Annotated in this window: 1 protein-coding gene; it reads left to right on the forward strand. The window is 33.8% G+C overall.

What is annotated here, in order from left to right:
• The first annotated feature begins 69 nt into the window (after positions 1-69).
• A complete protein-coding gene (locus ASU35_RS06945) occupies positions 70-276 on the forward strand; it encodes a transposon-transfer assisting family protein (RefSeq protein ID WP_058352312.1) in 207 nt (68 codons plus the stop codon).
• The last annotated feature ends 354 nt before the right edge of the window (positions 277-630 follow it).

Consider the following 630-nt stretch of genomic DNA (forward strand, 5'->3'; position numbering starts at 1 on the left):
CCCAAAAAAATAAGTCTGTAAGCTGTTTTCCTTGCTTACAAACTTATTATACGAGGGAGATGTAGGATGATGAATAAATTCACAGTAGAAGAAATCAATTTCATGTGTGTTTTTGAGACACAGAACAGAATGAAGATGATGGAAGAAATCAGACGGATAATGCCGTACATAAAGGACAGCGATATGGAAGATCTTTCTAGGCAGGTGTTGAGAAAGTTAGATGGCATGACGGATAAGGAATTTGTGGAAAATTCGTTAGAAGCGGTAGAAGAATAGCGGTAGCGAGTGGGTAGTCGGTTGCAATGGCTGGCTACCTGCTTTTTTATTTTGGCAAATTTTTGACATATAAAATTGATTGAGAAAAATCATGGGGTAAGTTATAATTTCGGTATGAGTCATGAGTTCAGATGAAAAATGAATGTTTATATTTTAGAAAATACCTGACAATTATAGACAGTTTGGAGGTTCTAGTGTGAAAAATGAAAAATTAGAAATAATAGAAAGTAACGAATTTCAAAATTTATTTGATAAATCGTAACTATTCAGTACCCCGTTAAGGGCACTTTTATTTCATTATAGGAAATTCCGATTTTGGAAAAGTAATAAAAGAACAACAGTTCACCGAACGTA

It is taken from the genome of Acetivibrio ethanolgignens, assembly GCF_001461035.1.
GTDB classification, from domain to species: domain Bacteria; phylum Bacillota; class Clostridia; order Lachnospirales; family Lachnospiraceae; genus Velocimicrobium; species Velocimicrobium ethanolgignens.

Excerpts from the sequence above, each read along its gene's own strand:
- ASU35_RS06945 (WP_058352312.1), top strand. The coding sequence starts at position 70 with ATGAATAAATTCACAGTAGAAGAAATCAATTTCATGTGTGTTTTTGAG.